This window comes from Actibacterium sp. 188UL27-1, assembly GCF_016901225.1.
GTDB lineage: Bacteria > Pseudomonadota > Alphaproteobacteria > Rhodobacterales > Rhodobacteraceae > 188UL27-1.
Genome location: NZ_JAFEUL010000010.1, coordinates 58580 through 76417, shown reverse-complemented (window position 1 = coordinate 76417; position 17838 = coordinate 58580). Strand labels below are relative to the sequence as shown.

At 61.0% G+C, this 17838-nt stretch carries 15 protein-coding genes; 12 read left to right on the top strand and 3 right to left on the bottom strand.

Annotated features, from left to right (window positions below):
- Positions 1-22: 22 nt before the first annotated feature.
- From IU397_RS14170 to IU397_RS14160, 3 genes are read left to right on the top strand one after another with little or no spacing between them, the layout of a single operon-like run.
- Positions 23-271: a hypothetical protein gene (locus IU397_RS14170; protein ID WP_204414842.1), complete on the top strand. Its 249-nt coding sequence runs from the start codon at positions 23-25 to the stop codon at positions 269-271.
- A gap of 18 nt (positions 272-289) precedes the next feature.
- Entirely contained in the window at positions 290-1246 is a 957-nt protein-coding gene (locus tag IU397_RS14165) for a lysozyme inhibitor LprI family protein (protein ID WP_204414840.1), read from the top strand.
- A complete protein-coding gene (locus tag IU397_RS14160) occupies positions 1243-1680 on the top strand; it encodes an NUDIX hydrolase (protein ID WP_204414838.1) in 438 nt (145 codons plus the stop codon). Before IU397_RS14165 ends, IU397_RS14160 begins: the two co-directional genes overlap by 4 nt.
- Here the strand turns inward: IU397_RS14160 and IU397_RS14155 are convergent.
- Together IU397_RS14155 and IU397_RS14150 are read right to left on the bottom strand one after the other, a co-directional pair.
- On the bottom strand, positions 1650-2522 hold the full coding sequence (locus tag IU397_RS14155) for a DMT family transporter (protein WP_204414836.1): 873 nt from the start codon (positions 2520-2522) through the stop codon (positions 1650-1652). The genes IU397_RS14160 and IU397_RS14155 overlap by 31 nt on opposite strands.
- A complete protein-coding gene (locus IU397_RS14150) occupies positions 2523-2840 on the bottom strand; it encodes a hypothetical protein (RefSeq protein WP_204414834.1) in 318 nt (105 codons plus the stop codon).
- Positions 2841-3146: 306 nt separating this feature from the next.
- Here IU397_RS14150 and IU397_RS14145 point away from each other — a divergent pair, with 306 nt between their 5' ends.
- From IU397_RS14145 to IU397_RS14135, 3 genes are all read left to right on the top strand, one after another.
- Positions 3147-3764 (top strand): SOS response-associated peptidase, encoded by a 618-nt coding sequence (locus IU397_RS14145; protein WP_204414832.1) that lies wholly within the window; start codon positions 3147-3149, stop codon positions 3762-3764.
- A gap of 152 nt (positions 3765-3916) precedes the next feature.
- The gene (locus IU397_RS14140) at positions 3917-4486 is read left to right on the top strand and encodes a L,D-transpeptidase (RefSeq protein WP_204414830.1); all 570 of its coding nucleotides are present in this window, start codon (positions 3917-3919) and stop codon (positions 4484-4486) included.
- A 466-nt stretch (positions 4487-4952) separates the two neighbouring features.
- Positions 4953-5159, top strand: a complete 207-nt coding sequence (locus tag IU397_RS14135) for a cold-shock protein (protein ID WP_204414828.1) — start codon at positions 4953-4955, stop codon at positions 5157-5159.
- A 16-nt stretch (positions 5160-5175) separates the two neighbouring features.
- On the opposite strand, the gene parA is transcribed toward IU397_RS14135, so the two are convergent.
- The gene (gene parA / locus IU397_RS14130) at positions 5176-5811 is read right to left on the bottom strand and encodes a ParA family partition ATPase (RefSeq protein WP_204414826.1); all 636 of its coding nucleotides are present in this window, start codon (positions 5809-5811) and stop codon (positions 5176-5178) included.
- Positions 5812-5974: 163 nt separating this feature from the next.
- Here parA and IU397_RS14125 point away from each other — a divergent pair, with 163 nt between their 5' ends.
- The 6 genes from IU397_RS14125 to IU397_RS14100 all read left to right on the top strand — a co-directional run bounded on the left by IU397_RS14125 (position 5975) and on the right by IU397_RS14100 (position 17835).
- A complete protein-coding gene (locus tag IU397_RS14125) occupies positions 5975-7756 on the top strand; it encodes an autotransporter assembly complex family protein (protein ID WP_204414824.1) in 1782 nt (593 codons plus the stop codon).
- Positions 7756-11889, top strand: a complete 4134-nt coding sequence (locus IU397_RS14120; protein WP_204414816.1) for a translocation/assembly module TamB domain-containing protein — start codon at positions 7756-7758, stop codon at positions 11887-11889. Before IU397_RS14125 ends, IU397_RS14120 begins: the two co-directional genes overlap by 1 nt.
- 419 nt (positions 11890-12308) lie before the next feature.
- Positions 12309-13964 carry an energy-dependent translational throttle protein EttA gene (ettA, locus tag IU397_RS14115; RefSeq protein WP_204414808.1) on the top strand — a complete coding sequence of 552 codons (1656 nt, stop codon included), beginning with the start codon at positions 12309-12311 and terminating at the stop codon, positions 13962-13964.
- A gap of 856 nt (positions 13965-14820) precedes the next feature.
- Positions 14821-16800 (top strand): acetate--CoA ligase, encoded by a 1980-nt coding sequence (gene acs, locus IU397_RS14110; protein WP_204414806.1) that lies wholly within the window; start codon positions 14821-14823, stop codon positions 16798-16800.
- Positions 16800-17486 (top strand): adenylate kinase, encoded by a 687-nt coding sequence (locus IU397_RS14105; RefSeq protein ID WP_204414804.1) that lies wholly within the window; start codon positions 16800-16802, stop codon positions 17484-17486. Before acs ends, IU397_RS14105 begins: the two co-directional genes overlap by 1 nt.
- Before the next feature lie 67 nt (positions 17487-17553).
- Positions 17554-17835: a DUF4212 domain-containing protein gene (locus tag IU397_RS14100; protein ID WP_204414802.1), complete on the top strand. Its 282-nt coding sequence runs from the start codon at positions 17554-17556 to the stop codon at positions 17833-17835.
- Positions 17836-17838 lie beyond the last annotated feature (3 nt).

Below are 17838 nucleotides of genomic sequence, written 5' to 3'. Positions count from 1 at the left end.
CTTTCCCCGCTAGAGTTCGGTCATGTTTACGATTGAACACGAATTCGACGCCTCTGTTGTCACCCTCGTAGATGAGGGCACCACGCATCTACAGGAAGATGTTGCCATCCACACGTTCGAGGATTGCGTCACAGTCGAACAATTCGATCCGCGCACGGACACGATGCAAAAGATCACTCTGTCGCTCCGGCAGGTATCCGACCTGACAGCCGCGCTCAATCTGCCCGAAGGCGTGTACCGGCTGGCGCCGAAACCCCGGAACAGCCCCTAGTCATATTCGAGCCCGCCGATGTTGCGTTTCCTTTCCTCCATCCTCTGCCTTGTCGCAGGCTTTCCCGCTCTCGCCGACATATCAACCTATGGCGCGTTCAAATACAGCAGCGATGCGCCGGGCGTTCTGGTCCTGGCCGGGCCTATCGGGCCAAACAGCGTGCCGAATTTCCGCAAGGCCCTGCGCACCCATCGCCCCGAAATCCTGTTTCTGCTGTCGCCCGGCGGAAATGTTCAATCCGGCCTGGAGCTTTCGGCGATCATCGGGGATCGCGGCATGTCCACCGTGATCCCGCCAGGCGGTGAATGCGCGTCGGCCTGTTCCTTTTTGTTCGTGGCAGGTGAAAAACGGCGCGCCTATGGGCGGCTGGGTGTGCATCAGTTCAGCTCGAACGGGGACCTCAGCGGGAGAGCCGCAGAACAAACCACGCAACAGGTGACGGCAGAGATCATCGACTATCTCAAGGAATATGATGTGCCGGCGCAATTCCTGGTCCGCATGCTAGAGACGCCGCCCAACAGCATGTATTGGTTCCCGGTCGACGAACTGCGGGAACACGGGATCGAAACGCTGAGCACATTCCCAACGGAGCTGGAGCAGGTGGCGGGCATCCCCGCATTGACCAGACCGGTGGCCACCGAACCGGCACAACCGGCGCCTCCCCCCGCGCCCCAAGAGCAAGAGCCCGAGGTCGCCATCGCGCCCGCCCCCGCCGCGCCGATCAATCCAAGCTTTGATTGCCGCAAAGCCGCCACCGGGACCGAATTTGCCATCTGTGGCAGCCCTGACATTGCCCGAATGGATCGGATCATGGCGCAACGCTACCGCAGCTTGCGCGCCTCCATGGACCGAAATGCAGCCCAGGCGCTTCAATCGAGCCAACGCAACTGGCTCAACCGGCGCAACCGGTGTGGCAATGATCTGAACTGCCTCTCGGTCGTCTATCGCACGCGCTTGTCTGAACTGGGCCTATGACGATACCGCGGCTCGCCGTGCGTGCGGTCCTTATCCATGAAAACCGTCTGCTTTTGGTCAATGCCTGGCGCAAGGGCAGCGATCTATGGTGCGCCCCCGGGGGCGGGGCAGAGGCCGGGTCCTCCCTGCCCGACAACTTGATCCGTGAATTGCATGAGGAGACGGGCCTACATATCGTTGTCGGCCCGCCCTGCCTGATCAATGAATTCCATGACCCCCGGACGGGATATCATCAGGTGGAGGTCTTTTTTCGCTGCACAACCGCGTCGGGCACCCTGCCCGATGGCTGGAGCGATCCCGAAGGCATCGTCAAACATCGCCGCTGGGTCACGCAAGACGAGATGGCCACCCTGCGTGTGAAACCTGACAGCCTGGCCCATGTCGCCTGGCAGCGTGGTTTTGGTTACGATCCCTTGGAGGTGATCGCGCGCTGAGGCGCGATGATACCAAGGGCGATCCCGCCCAATACCAGCAGGCTGGCCCCGACAAATCGCCAGGTCAGCGTTTCGTCTAGCACGATCATGCCCCCTGCCATGGCAATGATCGGGACGCTGAGCTGGGTCAAGGCACCGATCGCCGCCCCGAGTGACGGCAAAACCGCATACCACAACGCATAGCCCAGGCCGGAAGTCACCACGCCGGATAGTATCGCCAAGCTGACCCCCCACGGCGTGGCGAGCGCACCCTGACTGACCATCAGAAGGCAGATCATCAGACTGATCGGCGCAGCATATGCGAAATTCGCAGCCGTCGCGGGCAATGGCGGCCCCGCGCTCCGTCCCCGCAAAGAATAAACGCCCCAACCCACGGCCGCCGCGGTCATGGCGGCCGACCACAGGAGGGGCGGCGCAGCGGTGCCAGTGGGCCACAGAACCCAGCCCAACCCGGCCAGCGCCAACCCTGACCCGATCCAACGCGCAGGCGGCACGCTTTCATCCCCCAAAACAGCGCCCGCAAACATCGTCACCTGTACCCCGCCGAACAGGATCAACGCCCCGACCCCGGCATCCAGCACAATGTAGGCCAGCGAAAACGCAAACATGTAAACTGTCAGCGCCAGAACCGGCACCACGCGTACCCGCCAGTCCCCCAGCCGCAACGCGGGCCATCCCGCCCGCATGCCGACCAGCAGGGACAAGGCCAGCGCACCTGCAACCACACGGATCGTCGCGAATTCCACCGCACCGATGGCGCCATCCGCCAGCGCCAACCGGTTCAGAACGGAATTGGCGGCAAAGGCCACCATGGCGAGGGTCGTCAACAGAAAAAGGCGCATTCAGGTCTCCGAAGTCATCCGGGCAGTCTGACGGGAATGCAGCGCCTGCGAAACCACGTATTCCGGTGGATGCCCCCAAATCTGCGCGATCTCCTGAACCCGGCGCAGCAGCGGGGCGGGCAATTGAACGGCCAGTTTGCGCCAATGCGGCTGGATGGTGATCACCGGGTCATCCGTCACTCCGTTGGCAAAGGCCGCCAGCACCATATGCCGGGCTGCATCCCCCAGGGATCCGCCGCGGGCGCGCTGCCTCAGATCGTCAACCACATCCGGACTGACCAAAACCTGCAACGACTTGCGTCTATCCTTGCGGCTCATGCCTAAAATCCATCCTAAACCCCGGATATAGGTGCGCCCCGACCGGTTTATCCCGGCCCGCCTAAACACGCGGTAGACCGATCTAAACCCCCGCACAATTCCGACCTGGGTGGGGCGCCACCAGTCTTGATGTCATCGCAGCAACAATCCGAGATGACCATGACCGAACGAACAGATCGCAAGCCAGACCCCGCCCCCAATCCCTATCCCCGTCCGGGGCCAGACGGGCCCGATACGTTTCAGTTTCGCGATTGGGCGAGCATCTAGCGCGCTTGCCAGCGGCACCGGACCGGCTAGGCTGCGCCCATGCCCGGCCGCCTTTTCCTGACCCGCCCCATGGCAGAGCTTTCCTCTGCATTGAATGTCCCATTGCCCATCCCGGCGGAGGAGCCACCGCGTGCTAATATCTCCCCCGGGCAAGACATTCTGGTGCTGACACGGAAGGGCATGACCCGCATGCGCTGGGGCATGATCCCCGTGGGCCGCGTGAATGCCCGGGGCAGGCCAGTCTTGCAGAATATCGTCAATGCCAGAGGCGAGACGGTTTTTGGCAAATCGGCCTTTCGCGGGGTCGGTCGTGCGCTGGTTCCAGCGGATGGCTGGTATGAATGGACCGGCAAAAAGGGTCGCAAACAGCCCTGGCGGATCTGGCCAAAGGATGGGGCGCCCCTGACATTCGCAGCGATTACCGATATCTGGACAGCGCCCGGCGGCACCAAACTCCCCCAGGTTGCCCTAGTCACCTGTGACCCCTCCGGCGATGTCAAAGACCTGCATGATCGCATGGGTGTGATTGTCGCGGCCGAAGATCGCGCAACCTGGTTGGATGGTCACGACGCCCAGGCCCATGCATTGGTCCGCCCCTGGCCGGACGGGCGTCTGATCCATGAAAAGGCAGATATGGTCGACTTCAGCGGCCCCTGACCGTCCCACCTGATCACGAAACCGTGGGGGCATCCCTGCATCGGTTACGCCTCAATCAATTTGCCTGACGCGGTTTAGCGCTCGGAAACGGTTGATTCTTAAACATGTCTAAGCAAGATGTTGCTTATCTGCCAAAATAGAGACTGCCAAAAATGATAAATCGTCGAATGTTTACCGCTACTGCGCTGGCGAGCCTTGCCGCGCCGGCCATAGTGAATGCCCAGGCCAAGACCCCATTCGTTCTGCCCGAACAGTTCAACCCTCGGTTCGTTCGCATCAAGAAAGGGCCCAAGCCAGGCTCATTGATCGTCGTTCCGCGTGAGCACTTTTTGTACTTCATCACGGAAGAGCGCAAAGCGATCCGGTACGGGGTCGGTGTGGGCCGCGCAGGACTTGAATTCAAAGGCATCGCCACGATTGACGTCAAAAAGGAATGGCCAACCTGGCGTCCGACAAACGAAATGATCGAGCGTGAGCCGCGGACCTATGCCCGGTTCAAGGATAACGACTATGTTCAGCCCGGTGGCAAGGGCAACCCACTTGGTGCCCGCGCGCTCTACCTGTTCCAAAACGGCCGCGACACGTATTTCCGCATCCACGGCACAACACAGCCCCAATCCATCGGGCGGTCCGTATCGAATGGCTGTATCAGGATGATCAATTCCCACGTCATCGACCTGTATAAGCGTGTACCGATCGGGGCCACCGTGCGGGTGCTTTAACGCATCGGGCATGCGATACGCTAAAAAAAAGTGGCAGCCTGATCTATCGGGATCAGGCTGCCATTTGCTTTTGAAGACGTCGTGACCGGCGTAACGAGGGGCAACCACACCCAAAGGGAAGAAAACAAAGCCGCTCGGATCGCTGTCTCAGCCCGCCGCCCCTGATCCTCCACCCCGCCCGGCTATCCGGCGAATTGCCGGTCCATCAGCCTCACAGCGCTTTGGGGTATATTGGAGCGATGGGGCCATAGGCGACAAACCGCGCACACGGTTTTCACCTCGACATTACATACGCTGTTGGTACCTTATTTTCTTGCCAAATGACCGGCTCTGACCCATATCCAACTTGCGAACGTTACCGCTCTCGATCTCTGTCTCCGTTACCGGCCGTCAGCTCTATCGATACCGCACTGACAGACGCCGGGCTGCCGCAAAACGCGGGTAGCACCAAAGAAGGAGACTACGGATGGCCAACGGCACCGTAAAATGGTTCAACACCACCAAAGGCTATGGCTTTATTGCACCTGAAGAAGGCGGCAAGGACGTTTTCGTGCATATCCGCGCACTGGAACGCTCGGGTCTGACCGACCTGGCTGACAATCAGAAAGTGACTTATGATCTGGAAACTGGTCGTGATGGTCGCGAAAGCGCGGTGAATATCGCCGTCGCCTAAGGGCAGGCCGCGGCGCTTATAAGCCGGTCGCCTCGTCGATCTCTTTGGCAAGCGCCACAACCTCCACAGCAGCGGGCCCTGATTTGGCCCGCTCCACCACACCCAGACCATCGCCCAACGTTTCGGCAAAAGCCACGCGGTTGCCAATCACCGTTTGCGCTGTGGGCACGTCCAGATCCTGCAATTCCTGCGTCATCATGTCGGCCAGCTTGGTTCCGGCCCGTGCCCTGTTCAACACCAGCAGCGTGGGGCGGCTTTCGCGCTCCGCCAATTCCAACACGCCGGACGTCGCCCACAAATCCACATGGGAGGCAGCGACGGGCACCACGACCAGATCGGCTTCCCGCAGGGCCGGGCGCAGATCCGCATCCGCCTTGGGCGGCGTATCCACGATCACCACATCATGAACCTTGCGCAATTTTTCGACCTCATAGGACACCCCCCATGCGGAAGCCGTGGAAAACTCCAGCCCCGCATCGCCTTGCCGTTCACGCCGGGTCATGAACCACCGGCCCAGACTGCCCTGCGGATCAGTGTCCAGCACCGCAACCGACCGTCCCGCTTGCAGGAAGTAGACGGCCAGGTTCACCGCTAGCGTGGTCTTGCCTGATCCGCCCTTTTGCTGCGCAATCGTCAATGTGGTGCCAGCCATGTTGCCTCCGCCAGAAAATCCCCGTCATCATGTCCGTTGGGGAACCGGCGCACAACCTGAGACGTTACTTGAATGTTCAAGCGCTATAGCTCACAACCAAGAGCGCGATATGTTCAGGGGATGTGGAACAGCGATGACGCGGATGCGATGGTTTTATCAAGGAATGATCGCTCTGCTTCTGGGTTTTTGCCTCGCGTCGCCGCTCAAAGCGCTTGATGATTTCTCCTTCGCGGTCGCCGGTCAGGATGATGACCTCAAACAGCTGCTCAGACGCGCCTCGCTCCTATCCACCGCTGTACGGGAAAAACGGACGGCCCCGCAGGACCTGATCGCGACAGCCCGCGCGGAATACGCAGCCCTCGTCGGCGCTCTTTATGCCAAGGGATATTATGGTCCAACCGTCAATGTCACGGTTGATGGGCAGGAGGCGGCAAACCTGTCGCCGCTCAACGCATCGGGGCGGGTGGGTCGCATTATCGTTCGGGTCAATCCCGGCGCGCGCTTCCGGTTTGGCACGGCCCGCGTGGCCCCCCTCGCACCCGGGACCAAACTGCCTGACGCGTTCGCCGCGGGGCAGGTCGCCGAAAGCCCCGTGATGGGGGATGCCGCCAAGGCCGGGGTTGAAGGCTGGCGCAATGTCGGCCACGCCAAGGCCACCCTTGCCGATCAATCCATCACCGCCAACCACAACCGCAAGACGATTGCCGCCGACCTGCGGCTGGCGCCCGGACCCAGGTTGCGGTTCGGCGATCTGCGGATCAGCGGCAACCGGCGCACCAAGACCGAACGCATCCGGGCCATCGCTGGCCTGCCAACCGGGGAAACCTTTGATCCGGCCGAACTTGACGCAGCAGCCCGACGCCTGCGCCGCACCGGCACTTTCCGATCCGTGGCATTGACCGAAGGTAAGGTGGTCGAGGCGGGCAACACCCTTCCCATCGACGCCGCCATCGTTGAGAACAAGCGTCGCAGACTGGGTGTTGGTCTGGAATTGTCCTCACAAGAGGGGCTCACGATTTCAACGTTCTGGCTGCACCGGAACCTCTTTCGGGGCGCAGAACAACTCCGCTTTGACCTCGAACTGGCCCAGATCGGTGGCGAGACGCAGGATGGCGGCAGCGGGCTGGACACAAGCCTGTCGTTTCGCTTCGAACGCCCGGCCACATTCACACCTGACACCAATCTGTTTTTGACAGGTTCCTTGTCGCGGATCGATGACCCGGGCTTTCTGTCCAGCAGCGCCTCCCTCGGCGGCGGCGTGACCCATATCTTTTCCGAACGGCTGGAGGGGGAGCTGGGCCTGTCCTATCGCACATCGGAGGTGACGGATGACCTTGGCACCCGCAGCTTTGACCTTCTCTCCGTCCCGGGCGAACTAACTTGGGATAACCGTGACAACGCCCTGGATGCGACGACCGGCCTATATTTCAGCCTGGGGCTGGAACCTTTCGCGGCGATCAGCGGCACCGAGGATGGCATTCGCCTCACCTTTGACGGGCGCGGCTATCAGGCTGTGGGGCCCGTCACCTTGGCGGGACGGGTTCAGGTTGGCGCGCTTTGGGGGCCGGAGGTCGAGACTGCGCCGCAGGATTTTCTGTTCTTTGCCGGCGGTGGCGGAACTGTCCGCGGCCAGCCTTTCCAGGCCCTCGGCGTTGATTTGACCGATGACCTGATGGTCGGCGGGCGCAGCTTTCTAGGGCTACAGGGAGAGGTGCGCGGCAAGGTGACCGAGACGATCGGCCTCGTGGGATTTGTCGATAGTGGCTATATCGGGTCGGAGAGTTTCATCGATGGATCGGGTGAATGGATCAGCGGTGCAGGTATTGGCCTGCGCTACGATACCGGCCTGGGCCCGATCCGGGTCGATCTGGGCGTACCAGTCAACGGAACACCTGATGATGCGCCCGCCGTTCAATTGTATATCGGTATTGGGCAGGCGTTCTGATGCGGGGGCTCCTGATCCTTTGTATGCTGTTCTGGGCGGGCCTCGCCCAGGCTCAGAGCGATGATCGGGGCCTGATCGTTGGCTTTCTTGAGGATCAGCTGTCAGAGGCCGGGCGCGACATTCGCATCGAAGGCTTCCGCGGCTCGTTATCGGGTCAAGCCGAGATTGACGAACTGACCATCGCCGATGATGAGGGCATCTGGCTGACCCTGCGCGGCGCCGTGTTGGATTGGAACCAGCGCGCCCTTCTGTCCGGCCGGGTCGAGATTGCCGAGCTTACGGCCGACGAATTGATCGTGCCGCGCGTTCCCCAGGTCGAAGGTGACACCGACGCACCGGAGGCAGAGGCCACGCCCTTCCGTCTGCCCGAACTTCCGGTCTCCATCGTCATTGGTGAACTGGGGATCGGGCGGGTCGACCTCGGCGCGTCGATCATCGGAGAACCGGTGGTGCTCAACCTTGATGGCACCGTTCAACTGGATGGCGGTGCGGGCGCGGCGCAGGCGGCCCTGACCCGCCTGGATGACAAGGCGGGCGCGTTCACTATCGATGGCAGCTTTGACAACACGACCAATGTCCTGTCTCTTGATGTGGCACTTGAAGAAAACGCAGGCGGGATCGTCGCACGCCTTGCCGATCTGCCGGGCGCGCCATCGGTGCAGGCAACGGTCCAAGGCGAAGGGCCGCTTGATGCATTCACCGCCGATATCGCCTTGGCCACCAACGGGGTGGAGCGTCTGGGCGGGCGGGTGACCCTTGGCCCGGCATCCTTTGACGCGCGGATCGGCGGCGATATCACAGCGCTGTTCCTGCCGGACTACAGGGATTTCTTTGGCCCTGATGTCGCGCTGACCGCGCTTGGTGCCCGCAACGATGACGGCACCCTTGTTTTGCAGGATCTGTCGCTGTCCGCCGCCCATGTTGCCTTGCGGGGCCAGGTCACGATCGCGCCAAATGGTGTGCCATCCGCCTTTGATCTTAGCGGGGAATTGGCCGACCCGACCGGGGCCGATGTGCTGCTGCCCGTGCCCGGTCAGCAAATCACCGTATCGACCGCCGCAATTTCAGCGCAATACGACGCCGCCACCGGAGAGGCTTGGGAAGCCGCGATCGAGGCCACCGATGTTGAGGTCGAAGGACAGGCGCAGATCGGCTCCACCCGGCTGTCGGCCACCGGCACGCTCGCCCCGCCCGATGCGCCACCCGCCGTCACAGCCGATCTGACATTCCAGATGGGCGGGCTCGCCCTGCCGGATCCTGGTCTTCAGGCCGCCATCGGATCGCGCATCAGCGGGGCGGCGGCCATTGCGTGGACCGCTGATAGCCCCCTTCGCCTCGATAATCTCACCCTGCAGGGCACGGATTACGCACTTGGCGTCGAGGGGGAGGCGATTGTCGTAAACCGGACGGTCCAGGTCTCGGGTCGCACAACAGCGCAATTCACCGATCTCTCCCGCCTGCAGCAACTGACAGGCCAACCGCTCCAGGGCTCCGTCACGGCAGAGCTGAATGGCCAAGGGGATCCGCTGGGTGGTGTCTTCTCCGGCGATCTACTTATCGACGGGCAAGGCCTTGCCTCTGGCATCGAACAGGTCGATGCCCTGATCAATGATGGCGTCCAGTTCCAAGGCGGCGCAGATCGCGGCCCCGCCGGATTGCAGCTTGATAACCTGCGCATCACCGCAACAGGTTTTGCTGCCGTCCTCGATGGTCGCGTGGCCAATGGCAATAGCGACGTCGACCTGCAAATTGACCTCGACGATATAGACAGGGTCGTGCCCGGCTATTCCGGTGCCGTCAGCATCACGGGCCAGGCCACCTCCCAGGTCGAGGGGCTGTGGACCGTCGATCTGGGCGTTGCCGCACCCTATGACAGCACGGCCCGGGTCGCGGGCCAACTCAGTGCCGAAAACACCGACGTCACCATCGATGTTCGCGTACCCGACCTGCAACCGATTGTCCCCGATCTCAGTGGCCCAGTGACCCTCGACGGGTCCGTCACAACAACCGACACCGCGCAGATCGCCATCGACCTGACGGGCCGCGGCCCGCTGGGCATCGCCGCGGATGTCTCCGGTCTGGTGGGCGGCGGAGAGACCCGCGTTGAATTGGACGCGCGCCTTGACGATGTCGCGGCCTTTGTTCCGCAGATCGCAGGCCCCGCCACCCTCACCGGCACCGTGGCCGAACGCGCCGACGCATTGTGGGATGTCGATGTCGCCGCCACCGGCCCCTACCAATCAACCGCCACCGTCCAGGGCAAAGTTGGCGCATCAGGCAGCGAAGCCGACCTGACCGTCGCCTTGCCCAATGTGCAGCCGTTGGTCCCCGGCATCTCTGGCCCCCTGCGGGCCGAGGCCACGGTCAAGGATCTGGGCAATGCCCTGTTTGACATCGACCTGACCGCCAACGGCCCCTATGACAGCCGCGCAACGGCCAAGGGGCAGGTTGGCGCCAGCGGAACACAGGCCGATGTGACCCTGGCCATCCCAAGTATCGGCCCCCTTGCACCCGGCCTGTCCGGTCCCGTTAACGCCAGCGCGAATCTGCGCGACACCGGCAATGGCTCCTATGCCGTGGATCTGACAGGCACGGGCCCCTTGAACAGCCGCGCCAGCGCGCAAGGCACCGTTCTGGGCGGGGCGACTGACCTGGATCTGTCGCTCCAGCTGGCCAATATCAACGCCCTTGTCCCGCAGTTGACTGGTCCCGTCTCTGCCCGGGGGTCGGTGCAGGAAGATCCGCGTGGCTACCTTGTGCAGGCCAGTACCACCGGCCCCGGCGCCGCCCGCGCCCAGATCGATGGCCGCGTCAGTACCGATGCGCAGCAACTGGCACTTGATGTGAATGGCAGCGCCCCTTTGGGATTGCTGAACCGGATCATCGCGCCCCGCACCATCGTTGGCACAACCAACTTCGACCTCTCCGTCAACGGGGCCCCGGCCCTGTCCAGCGTCAGCGGTCAGATCAGCACGGCCAATGCCCGTCTCTCCCTGCCGACCTTGCAAAAGGCACTGAACGATATCAACATCGATGCGCAGCTATCCGGCGGCCGGGTCAACATCACGGCGGGCGCGGCTTTCTCCGATGGTGGCCAGATCAATCTCACCGGTCCCATTGATCTGAGCGGGGCATTGAACGCCAACATCCGGGCACAGCTCCAATCGGTCCAGTTGGTCGATCCAACGCTTTACGAAACCTCGTTATCCGGTGGGCTCAGCCTCACCGGGCCGCTGGCGGGGGGCGCCCGGATCGCAGGCGGCCTGTCCCTTGGGGCGACAGAGTTGCGCTTGCCCGAAACCGGCCTCAGCTTTGGTGGCGCCGTGCCGGAGATCCGCCATATCGGCATCCCGGGTGCTGCGCAGGTGACCCGGGAACGGGCAGGCCTGATCAAAACCGATGCCAATGGTGGCGCGGGCGGAAACGGTGGCGGCCCCGCCTTCCCGCTCGACCTGACCATCGATGCGCCCAACCAGATTTTCATCAGGGGCCGCGGCCTTGATGCCGAACTGGGTGGCAGCCTGCGGCTCAGCGGCACGACGGCCAATGTCGTGCCCATCGGCGGGTTCGAATTGTTGCGCGGCCGGATCGATCTGCTCGGCAAACGCCTCACTTTGGATCAGGGGCGTATCACAATGGCGGGCAGCTTCACCCCCACGCTCTTTTTGCAGGCCACGGCCGTCAGCGGCGGTGTAACGGCGATCACCACGGTCGGAGGCGCCGCCACGGACCCCGAGATCACGTTCAGCTCGGTCCCCGAACTGCCGGAGGATGAGGTGCTGGCCCGCCTCTTCTTCGGTCGCGGGATCGAAAGCCTTTCCGCCCTTCAGGTTGCCCAGCTTGCGTCAGCCGTCGCGACCCTCTCCGGCCAAGGCGGCGGCGGATTGCTGGGCCAGCTGCGCGAGGGGATCGGACTTGATGACCTCGATTTCAGCACAGATGCAGATGGCAACGCCGCCGTCCGCGCCGGGGCCTATGTCAGCGAAAACATCTATACCGACGTCACCACCAGCAGTTCCGGCGAGGCCGAGGTCAATCTCAAGGTCGATCTCACCGACACCGTCACCATCACCGGAACCGCCGAATCCGACGGCAACACCTCCGTCGGCATCTTCTTCGAACGCGATTACTAAGCGACGGTCGCAAACGCGCGCACCCTAGCCCAAAACCGTAGGGCGGGATTCACACCAACACCTCGAACCAAACAGCTCAATCCGCACGCTGCGCTCTCCCCATCGCCTAATGTGTTCGATTTAATTGAAGCATTCTTGGACGAGAAACTGGGAGTGTCGTTGCTGCCAATGACCGCGGATTATTAATCACTCCTAACGTCATTTGACATAGCCATTAAAGCAGGGTTCTGCGCCTCCAAACCTGACCAATCCGTTAACCTGCCGAGCGCAGCGTGTGTATGGGATATGTACGGTATACATATTGTTTCTGTACGCGTTATACAGTGGCCAAATCGGCCGCCGCCACCTTCCCGCTTCCCCCTCCCGGCGGGGCGCGCTACACCCCTCTGCAACCACAGATCACCCCGGCGGAGGACCCAATGGCAGCCTATCAGTACGTCTACCACATGGACGGCGTGTCCAAGACTTATCCGGGTGGCAAAAAATGTTTTGAAAACATCCGGTTGAGTTTCCTTCCGGGGGTCAAGATCGGCGTTGTGGGCGTCAATGGGGCCGGTAAATCCACCCTCATGCGGATCATGGCGGGCCTTGATAAGGACTTCACCGGAGAGGCCTGGGCCGCTGAGGGCGCCCATGTCGGCTATCTCCCCCAGGAACCCCACCTCGAAGAAGACATGACGGTGCGTGAAAACGTCATGCTCGGCGTAAAACCCAAGCAGGATATTCTCAACCGTTACAATGAGTTGGCTATGAACTACTCCGACGAAACAGCCGAGGAAATGGCCAAGCTCCAGGACGAGATCGACGCGCAAAACCTCTGGGATCTCGACGCCCAGATCGACGTCTCGATGGAGGCCCTGCGCTGCCCCCCCGACGATGCCATGCCCGCCAATCTGTCGGGCGGTGAGCGCCGCCGTGTCGCTCTTTGCAAGTTGCTGCTGGAGCAGCCCGACATGCTGCTTCTGGACGAGCCCACCAACCACCTGGATGCTGAAACCATCGCCTGGCTGCAACGCCACCTCATTGACTACAAAGGAACAATTCTGATCGTCACCCATGACCGCTACTTTCTGGATGACATCACCGGCTGGATCCTCGAACTCGACCGGGGCCGCGGTATTCCTTACGAAGGCAACTATTCCGCATGGCTGGAGCAAAAGGCCAAACGGCTGGAGCAAGAGGCCAAAGAAGACAAGAGCCGCCAAAAGACCCTCTCCAAAGAGCTTGAATGGATCCGGGCCGGTGCCAAGGCGCGCCAGGCCAAGCAAAAGGCCCGGATCAACGCCTATGAGGATCTGGCCGGTAAGTCCGAGCGCGAAAAGGTCGGCAAGGCCCAGATCATCATCCCGAACGGCCCGCGCCTAGGCAATAAAGTGATTGAGGTTGAGGGTCTGAAAAAAGGCTTTGGAGACAGGTTGTTGATCGAAGATCTGACCTTCAGTCTGCCTCCCGGCGGCATCGTCGGTGTGATTGGCCCGAACGGTGCGGGCAAGTCCACCTTGTTCAACATGATGACCGGTGTGGAGCAGCCTGACGAAGGCGATCTGAGCTATGGCGACACGGTGCAACTGGCCTTTGTCGACCAGTCCCGCGATGCGCTGAGCCCCGATGCCACAGTCTGGGAGGAGATCTCGGGCGGTGCCGAAATCATTGAACTGGGCGATGCGCAGATGAACTCCCGCGCCTATTGCGGGGCGTTTAACTTCAAGGGCGGCGACCAGCAGAAAAAGGTTGGGCTGCTTTCGGGCGGGGAACGCAACCGGGTGCACATGGCCAAACTGCTAAAGTCTGGCGGCAATGTCTTGCTGCTCGATGAACCCACCAATGACCTGGATGTCGAAACCCTGCGCGCGTTGGAAGATGCGTTGGAAGACTTCGCCGGGTGCGCCGTGATCATCAGCCACGACCGCTTTTTCCTCGACCGGCTTTGCACCCATATCCTAGCCTTCGAAGGCGAAGCTCATGTGGAATGGTTCGAAGGCAATTTCGAAGCCTATGAAGAAGATAAGGCCCGCCGACTGGGTCCCGACGCCTTGGAACCCAAGCGGGTGAAGTATAAGAAATTCGCCCGATAGCAGCGGTATTGGCATGGGCGACGATACCACCGATACCCTTCGCCTTTAGCTTAAATCGGATAATGGGTTCCTGGCCTTCGCTGGCCAGGGGTGGAGGAATGGCGCAGGAACGATGGCAATTGGGGTCGCAACGGTTGATGCTGACATTCTGAAATCCACCCTACCGGATTGGCTGACCAAAAGGGGTTTCGCGAAGATCGATACGATCATCGACTATGGGCCGTATGGAGAGAGGCCGGGGCAATCGGCCCTAAGCCTGCATTGCCGGAAAGATCCTATTAGATGTCGTGCATCTGCAACGTTTCACTGAGCACCGCCTTGTGTAGCATGTCGCGACACTGGCGGCCCGCAAAACGATTGAGCCGACCCAACAGATCCTCGTTGAGGACCACGGACCAAGCAAGGATCCGTATTGCGTTTTGGAGGATCGCGGCGAAACGGGCTATCTCTTCGCTCCGAGACACCCAGGCGAGCAGCGATCCAGATGACCGACTCGTTCACGCATGGAACACCCAACTGTTCTGTTTAGTTGACAGATCAGACATCAAAACGGCGCAATAGTGCGCCAAGGATCAACCCCGACCAAGGGCGCATAACTTGGGGCGCTAACATAACATGTGGTCAGTTTTGATTAACATGCAACGCCTTGGGATCGCTTGATTTTCGCCACAACTCCTTCAACAATTTTACAGCCGCCTCAAAATAATGAAAATAATTTCACAGTAAAATTTATAAATATCAAATGCATATGTCCAAGTTGACATATGCTGTGATATCAAAATTTACATTACGCTGGGGAAGCAACTGGCGCGGTGGATCTGAGTGTCCCTGTCGCCAAAGGCTTGAGGAGGCCAGAATGGACACCATCGAAAAAACCAAAGATCAGGGCCGCACGGATGCTGCAGCCCCGCTATCCGGGAGCAAGATCCCGCATGTGAATGCTGCAGAATATCCGGCGCTCTACCAGACATCGATTCAGGATCCGGAGGCGTTTTGGGCCAAGCAGGCGCAACGGCTGGACTGGATCACACCCTTTACCAAGGTAAAGGATGTAGACTTCACGCTCGGCAATGTCTCGATCAAGTGGTTTGAAGATGGTGAGCTTAACGTTTCGGCCAATTGCATTGACCGGCATTTGGCCACTCGCGCCGATCAGACGGCGATCATCTGGGAGCCCGACGATCCGGCGGATGAGGCGTTGCACATCACCTACGCCGATCTGCATCGCAACACCTGCAGGATGGCCAACATTCTGACCGATCTGGGCGTGGTCAAAGGCGACCGCGTTGTCCTTTACCTCCCGATGATCCCGGAAGCGGCCTATGCGATGCTGGCTTGCGCGCGGATCGGGGCGATCCATTCCATCGTCTTTGCCGGCTTCTCGCCCGATGCGCTGGGGGCCCGGATCAATGGCTGCGATGCAAAGGTCGTGATCACCGCCGATGAGGCCCCGCGCGGGGGTCGCAAGACCGCGCTGAAATCCAACACCGATACCGCGCTGCTGCATTGCAAAGACAAGGTGCAATGCCTGGTGGTCAAACGGACCGGCGGCCAAACGACCTGGACCGACCGTGACCATGATTACAACGCCCTGGCCCAGACGGCCGGCGACCAGTTTACGCCAGCGGCCATGAATGCAGAGGATCCGCTGTTCATCCTTTACACGTCTGGATCCACGGGGCAGCCCAAAGGCGTTGTGCACACATCCGGCGGCTATCTGACCTATGCCGCGATGACCCACGAGATTGTCTTTGACTACCACGAAGGCGAGGTTTTCTGGTGTACCGCCGATGTCGGCTGGGTCACCGGGCACAGCTATATCGTCTATGGACCGCTCGCCAATGGCGCCACGACGATCATGTTCGAAGGGGTGCCCACCTATCCCGATGCGGGCCGGTTCTGGGCTGTCTGCGAAAAACACAAGGTGAACCAGTTCTACACGGCCCCGACTGCGATCCGCGCATTGATGGCGGCCGGGGATGATCCGGTGAACACCTACGATCTATCCGATCTGCGGGTGCTGGGCACGGTGGGCGAACCGATCAACCCCGAGGCATGGAACTGGTACAATGACGTCATCGGCAAGGGAAACTGCCCCATCGTCGATACCTGGTGGCAGACGGAGACAGGCGGTCACCTGCTGACCCCCCTACCCTTTGCGACCAAGCTGAAACCGGGATCGGCGCAGCAACCTTTTTTTGGGATCAGACCCAAGGTCCTGGACCCGCAGACCGGTGAAGAGATCACGACAACAGAGGCCGAGGGTGTACTGGTGCTGGCCGATAGCTGGCCTGGCCAAATGCGCACCGTGTGGGGCGACCATGACCGGTTCGAGAAGACCTATTTCTCAGACTACAAGGGGTATTACTTCACCGGGGATGGCTGCCGCCGCGATGCGGATGGCGATTACTGGATCACGGGCCGGGTGGACGATGTGATTAACGTCTCGGGCCACAGGATGGGCACGGCAGAGGTGGAATCCGCCCTGGTCGCCCATCCCAAGGTCGCCGAAGCCGCCGTTGTCGGTTACCCCCACGACATCAAGGGCCAGGGCATCTACGCCTATGTCACCCTGATGAACGGCGAAGACCCGTCCGAAGATCTGCGCAAGGAACTTGAAAAATGGGTCCGGACCGAGATCGGCCCCATCGCCAAACCCGACCTGATCCAATGGGCACCCGGCCTGCCCAAGACCCGTTCGGGCAAGATCATGCGCCGCATCCTGCGCAAGATCGCAGAAGATGATTTCGCGACGTTAGGCGACACCTCCACCCTCGCGGAACCTGCCGTTGTGGATGGTCTGATCGCAAACCGCATGAACCGGAAGGATATGTGATGAAAGACCTCACTCATCCGCAAAACGCACCCGTTGTGATCCTTTTGGGACCACCGGGTGCGGGCAAAGGCACCCAGGCCCGCATGCTGGAAGAAAAGTTTGGGCTGGTGCAACTGTCCACCGGTGATTTGCTGCGCGCGGCTGTTGCGGCAGGCACCGAAGCGGGTCGGAAAGCCAAGGCCGTGATGGAAGCCGGTGATCTGGTCAGCGATGACATCGTCTTGGCGATCCTGACCGACCGGCTGGCTGAGCCCGATTGCGCCACCGGCGTTGTCCTTGACGGCTTTCCCCGCACCACCGGTCAGGCCGAGGCGTTGGACAAGCTGCTGTCGGAACGCGGGCAAGCGGTGACCACCGCAATTTCCCTTGAGGTCGATGACGTCAAAATGGTCGTGCGTATCACCGGGCGTTTCACCTGTGGCAGTTGCGGCGAAGGCTATCACAAGGACTTCAAGCCGACCAAGGTCGCAGGCATCTGCGACATGTGCGGCGGGACAGATATGAAGCAGCGCGCCGATGACAATGCGCAGACGGTCATGTCCCGGCTCGATGCGTATCACGCCCAAACGGCGCCGCTGCTGCGCTACTATGGCGAGCAAGACGTTCTGCAAAAGATCGACGCGATGGGACCGATCGACAGTGTCGCGCGTGAGCTTTCAACAATCGCTCGGCAGCTGACGGTCTGAGACGTGATCCCGCCGGGGGCCGCCCCCCTGCGGACAAAAAAAATGCCAACACAGGAGGAGTGCCAAAATGGCAGATCAATCAACTCAGTTAGCGGCGGATAAGGACGGGACGGCCTATTGGTCCGCCAATGTTCGGATCATCACCGTCAGCCTAATCATTTGGGCGCTTGTTTCATTCGGCTTCGGTATTTTGCTGCGACCGCTCTTGGCGGGCATTCCCGTCGGCGGCACGGATCTGGGCTTTTGGTTCGCTCAACAGGGATCGATCCTGGTCTTTCTTGGGCTGATCTTTTTCTACGCCTGGCGGATGAACAAGCTCGACCGCGAATACGGCGTTGAGGAGGATTAATCG